Annotated in this window: 6 protein-coding genes; all 6 read left to right on the top strand. The window is 75.1% G+C overall.

Features of this window, described 5'->3' with window-relative positions; translation table 11 throughout:
* Positions 1 to 381, top strand: a 381-nt coding sequence (locus AB0K09_RS29575; RefSeq protein WP_366068479.1) for an acyl carrier protein, incomplete at its 5' end; no start/stop codon positions are given.
* Positions 378 to 1,919, top strand: coding sequence for a class I adenylate-forming enzyme family protein (locus AB0K09_RS29570; protein WP_366068478.1), 1,542 nt, complete (start codon positions 378 to 380; stop codon positions 1,917 to 1,919). The genes AB0K09_RS29575 and AB0K09_RS29570, both read left to right, overlap by 4 nt.
* Positions 1,903 to 3,186, top strand: coding sequence for a type III PLP-dependent enzyme (locus tag AB0K09_RS29565; protein WP_366068477.1), 1,284 nt, complete (start codon positions 1,903 to 1,905; stop codon positions 3,184 to 3,186). The genes AB0K09_RS29570 and AB0K09_RS29565 overlap by 17 nt, the downstream gene beginning before the upstream one ends.
* Before the next feature lie 5 nt (positions 3,187 to 3,191).
* On the top strand, positions 3,192 to 3,458 hold the full coding sequence (locus AB0K09_RS29560) for a phosphopantetheine-binding protein (RefSeq protein ID WP_366068476.1): 267 nt from the start codon (positions 3,192 to 3,194) through the stop codon (positions 3,456 to 3,458).
* Positions 3,455 to 4,645: an acyl-CoA dehydrogenase family protein gene (locus AB0K09_RS29555; protein ID WP_366068475.1), complete on the top strand. Its 1,191-nt coding sequence runs from the start codon at positions 3,455 to 3,457 to the stop codon at positions 4,643 to 4,645. Before AB0K09_RS29560 ends, AB0K09_RS29555 begins: the two co-directional genes overlap by 4 nt.
* A 7-nt stretch (positions 4,646 to 4,652) precedes the next feature.
* Positions 4,653 to 5,227 (top strand): acyl-CoA dehydrogenase family protein (locus AB0K09_RS29550; protein ID WP_366068474.1); only part of this gene is annotated, 575 nt, incomplete at its 3' end.

The following is a 5,227-nucleotide window of genomic DNA, read 5'->3' as shown; positions in this document are numbered from 1 at the left end:
GACCGGCTCGCCGAGTTCCTGCGCAAGGACCGCGAGGTCCTCGCCGCCGGAGGCGCGGACCCGGCCGCCGCCGCCCCGCCCGCCGCGCGGGCGGTGCCCGAGGAACTGCGCCGCACGGTCGCCGAGGTGGCCGCGTCGGTCCTCGCGACCGACCCCGGCCCGCTGCTCGCCGGGACGCCGCTGACGGACGTCCCCGCCTTCAGCTCCTTCCGGATCGTGGAGATCGTCGAGCGGCTGGAGAGCGAACTGGGCGTCGAGTTCGCGCCCGACGACCTCGTCCCCGAGAACCTGCACGAGATCGACGCGATCTGCCGCGTCGTCAACCGACCGCCGTCCGCCGGTACCGCGCCGGCGTACGCCCTTCCCGCGGAGACCCGATGACCAGCCGTACCGGCCCGACCGAGATCACGCTGCTGCACGACCTCCTTGATGCGGCCGCCGGGACGTGGCCCGAGAACCCGGCCGTGACCTGCGGCGAGCGCACCCTGGACTACCGCGAACTGGCCGCCGCCAGCCACCGGCTGGCCCGCAGGCTGCACGCCGGCGGGCTGCGGCGCGGGCAGCGGATCGTCGTCGGCGCGCCCTCGTCCGTCACCGTGCCGGTGCTGGTGTACGCGGCCTCGCGGATCGGCGCCGCGTTCTCGCTGCTGCACGAGCAGGTGCGCGGCGCCCAGCTGGAGCACGTGCTGGCCGACAGCGAGCCCGCCCTGCTGGTGAGCGACTCCCCCGAGGCGCGGGAGGCGGCGGCCGCGCGCGGCATCCGGGCCGTGTCCGTCGAGGAGGCGGACGCGTGGGCCTTCGACACGGCAGCCGACGGGGACGGTACGACCGGCCCGCTGCCCCGGGGGCCGCTGGCGGTCGACCCCGTCTGCCTGATCTACACCTCCGGCACCACCTCACTGCCGAAGGCCGTCGTGAGCACCCACCAGCAGGCCGTCTTCGCCGTCCGGGCGATCCAGGAGGTGCTGGGCTACCGGAGCGACGACGTGGTCTACAGCCCGCTGCCGCTCTCCTTCGACTACGGCCTCTACCAGCTCTTCCTCGCCGCCTGCGGCGGATCCCGGGTCTGGCTGGGCCGTCCCGCCGAGGTGGGCCCCCCGCTGCTGGGCAATCTGCTGCGCTCGGGCGCCACCGTCCTGCCGGCCGTGCCGGCCGTCGCCGAGGCGCTCACCCGGCTGCTGCGGCGCGCCCGCGACCGCCGCCCGGCGCTGCGCCTGGTCACCAACACCGGCGCCGCGATGCCCCGCGAGACGATCACGGCCCTGCGCGAGGCGATCCCCGGCCTGAGCGTGCACCTGATGTTCGGCCTGACCGAGTGCAAGCGCGCCACGATCATGCCGGCCGACGGCGACCTGGAGCGGCCCGGCGCCTGCGGCCGCGCCCTGCCCGGCACCGAGGTGTTCGTCGTCGACGACGAGGGCCGGCGGCTGCCTCCCGGGGAGATCGGCGAGATCGCCGTGCGCGGCCCGAACGTGATGTCCGGCTACTGGCGCCGTCCCGAGCTGACCGCACAGCGCTTCCCGCGCGTCGAGGGTCTCTTCCCCGAGCTGCGCACCGGCGACTACGGGTGGCTGGACGACGAGGGCTATCTGTACTTCACCGGCCGCCGCGACGACATCTACAAGGAGAACGGTTTCCGCGTCAGCGCCACCGAGGTCGAGGCCGCCGCCCGGCGCGTCCCCGGCGTCGTCTCCGCGGCCGTCCTCGCGCCGCGGGAGGGCCGCCCCGCGCTGCTGTTCGTCACCGGCGAACTGACGCCCGGCGACGTCCTGCTCGGGATGCGCGAGCAGATCGAGGAGTTCAAGATCCCGGGCCGTTGCGTGGTCCTGGGCGACCTCCCGCTGACCGGCAACGGCAAGGTCGACCGCAAGGCACTGGCCGCACTGGCGGAGGAGGCCGGCGATGTCCGTGCTCGCTGACCCCGGCCTGCTGCCGGTGCCCCTGGCCGACCTCGCGGACGTGCCCACGCCGGCCTACGTGTACGACCTGGCGGAGGTGCGCCGCAACCAGGCCCGGCTGCGCGCCGCCCTGCCGGAGCCCGCCACGCTCTACTACTCGCTCAAGGCCAATCCGCACCCGGCCGTGCTCGCCGAGCTGCGGGCCGGCGGCGCCCTGCCCGAGGTGTGCTCCACCGGCGAGCTCGACGCCGCCCTCGGCGCCGGCTGGGCGCCCGGCGACGTGCTCTGCACCGGGCCCGGCAAGCGGGACGCGGAGATCCGCGACGCCCTCGCGCGGGGCGTGCGGCACTTCTCCGTCGACTCGCCCCACGCCATCGACCAGCTGGACCGGCTGGCCGCCGAACAGGACGTGCGCGTCCGCTGTCTGCTGCGGGTCAACGACGACCAGCCCGTGCCCGGCCAGGGCCTGGCGATGACCGGAGTCGCCTCGCAGTTCGGCGCCGACACCGGCTGGGTCCTCGCCGAGCCGAAACGGTTCGCCGGAGGGCCGCACGCCGAGGTGAGCGGTCTGCACCTGTACATGGGCACCAATCTGACGTCCGTCGACGACCTCGTCGGCCAGTTCGCCCGCTCCCTGCACACCGCCCGCCGGCTGGAGGGCGCGCTGGCCGGGCACGGGGTGCGGCTGCGCACGCTGGACCTCGGCGGCGGCTTCGGCGCCCCCTTCGCCAAGGCCGGCACCGCCGTGGACCTGTCCGGGCTCCGCCCGCGCCTGGCCGAGCTGTTCGACGCCGAACTGGCCGGCTGGCGGGACGGCACGCCCGAGGTGGCCTTCGAGTCCGGCCGCTACCTCGTGGGCACCGCCGGAACGCTGCTGACCGCCGTGCTGGACGTCAAGCGCTCGCACGGCAAGGACATCGTGGTCCTGGAGTCCGGCATCAACCACCTCGGCGGCATGTCCGGCATGCGGCGCCTGCCCCCGCTGACCCCGCACCTGGTACGGGCCGACCGGGCCGACGACACGGGGGCGGGACTCGAAGCCCTGGTGGCCGGCCCGCTGTGCACCCCGCTCGACACCTGGGCGCGCGGCGCGCACCTGCCCGCCCTGCGGCCCGGAGACCTGCTCGCCGTGCCGAACGTCGGCGCGTACGGCCTGTACGCCAGCCTCGTCGCCTTCCTCGGCCACCCGCTGCCCGCGGAGGCCGTGGTCGACGGCGACCACCCCGGCCGCGCGCCGGAGGTCTCCCGCGTTTCCCTCACCCGCACCACCGTCACGAAGGAGCACTGATCACCATGGACCCCCGTTTCACCGAACTGCTCACCCCCTTCCTGAAGTTCATCGGCGACCGCGAGCTCGAGCCCGGCTCGGACCTGCGGGAGCTGGGCCTGGACTCGATGCAGGCCATCGAGCTGCTCTTCGCGATCGAGGACGCCTTCGGGGTGTCCCTGCCGGACGAGGCGATGAACGACGCGACCTTCGCCACGGCCGGGAGCCTGTGGACCGAGGTCCGCGCCGCGCTGGGCGACGACGCCCCGGTTGAACGGGTGAACGCCGCATGAGCACCATCGCCCTTGAGCCGGCCCCCCTGCGCACCGAAAGCCTCTCCGACCGGACCGCCCGGGTCGCCGAGGTGGCGGCCGCGCACCTGGTCCGCACCGACCGCGAGGCGGCCTTCCCCGTCGAGGCACTGGACGAGATGCGCCGCACCGGGCTGCTGGGCCTGCTCGTGCCCACCGAGTACGGCGGACTGGGCGGCACCGTCGCCGACATGGTCGCCACGAGCATCGAGCTCGGCCGGGTCGACATGTCCGTCGCCGTCATCTTCGCCATGCACTGCCAGCAGGTCGAGGCCGTCGTCCGGCACGGCAGCGAGCCGCTGCGCCGCCGGCTGCTGCCGGAGATCGCCGACGGCCGGCGCTACCTGGCCTCGGTGACGACGGAGGCGGGCAAGGGCGGCCACCTGCTCACCTCGGAGTCCGCGCTGTCCGACGCGGACGGCGAGCTCCTGCTGGACCGCTTCGCCCCCATCGTCACGGGCGGGGAGCACGCCGACGGCTTCCTGGTGACGATGCTGGCCCCGGGCGCCACCTCGCCGAACCAGGTCTCCCTCGTCTACGCCGACCGCGAGCAGCTCACCACCCTGGAGCGCTCCGGCGACTGGCAGCCGCTGGGCATGCGCGCCAGCCACAGCGTCGCGCTGAAGCTGCGCGGCCAGGTGCCCTGCGCGCAGGTGGTCGGCCGGCAGGGCGACTTCCGCGCCATCGTCACCTCGGTCTTCGGCCCCATGGCCCACCTGGGCTGGTCGGCCTGCTGGCTCGGCACGGCGGCGGGCGCACTCTCCCGCGTCCTGCGCATGCTCCGCTCCCCCGCCAACCGCGGCCGCACGGACCTCGGTTCCGAGCTGCTGCTGACCCGCCTGTCGCGCACCCGGCAGCGGCTGGAGACGGTCCACGCCCTCCTGGCCCGCACGGAACGCACGGTCGCCGAGTCCGCCGACCTGAGCCTGCCGCGCGTGCAGCTCCAGCTCAACGCGCTCAAGATCACCGCCGCGGAGGAGTGCTACCGCGCGGTCGACGAGCTGGTCGACGCGGTGGGCATGCGGCACGGCTATCTGAAGGACTCCCCGACGCGCCTGGAGCACGCCCTGCGCGATCTGCGGTCGGCGGCGCTCAACTACAGCAACGACCGCCTGCACCTGGCGGACGGCAAGCTGGCGCTGCTGGATCCGGAGGTGCGTTTTGCCTAGCCGGCCGGTGGGGGGTGGTGCTCTTCCCACCCACCCACCCGTTACCCGTAACGCGGAGAACGCGGAGTCCGCGCTGGCCGGGCTGCCGGCCGACGCACCCCTGCGGGACGTCTGGCTCGCGCTCGGGCGCGGTGGTGTGCTCCGCGGGCTCTACGAGGACGGCCGCGTCCGGGCCGCGCGGCTCGGGGAGCTGTTGCGGGCCGTCGACGCGCGGGGCGACAACGGGGTCACCCTCGGGGTGCTCGTGCAGACGGCCAGCGCGCTGCCGCTGCTCGGCGGCGAAGGCGGCGAGGTGTACGAGTGGGCCCTCGCCGGCGAGGCCGTCGTGGCGCTCGCGGCCACCGACGCGGACGCGGCGGGCTCGGACCTGGCCGGGCTGGGGACCGAGGTCGCCATCGAGGGCGAGCGGCTGACGCTGAACGGCGGCAAGCGCTGGATCACCGGCGCCCTCGCCGCCGACCGGCTGCTGGTGCTCGCCCGGCACCGGCCCGGGCGGCACTTCACCAGCTTCGCCTGGGTGCTGGTGCCGGCCGACGCGCCCGGCGTGACCGTGCGGCCCGCCGCGACGGACCTGCTCGCCGG

Source organism: Streptomyces sp. NPDC049577, assembly GCF_040675635.1.
Taxonomy (GTDB): domain Bacteria; phylum Actinomycetota; class Actinomycetes; order Streptomycetales; family Streptomycetaceae; genus Streptomyces.
Note: the sequence above shows the minus strand (reverse complement) of the source record. Positions and strands in the feature narration are given on the sequence as shown.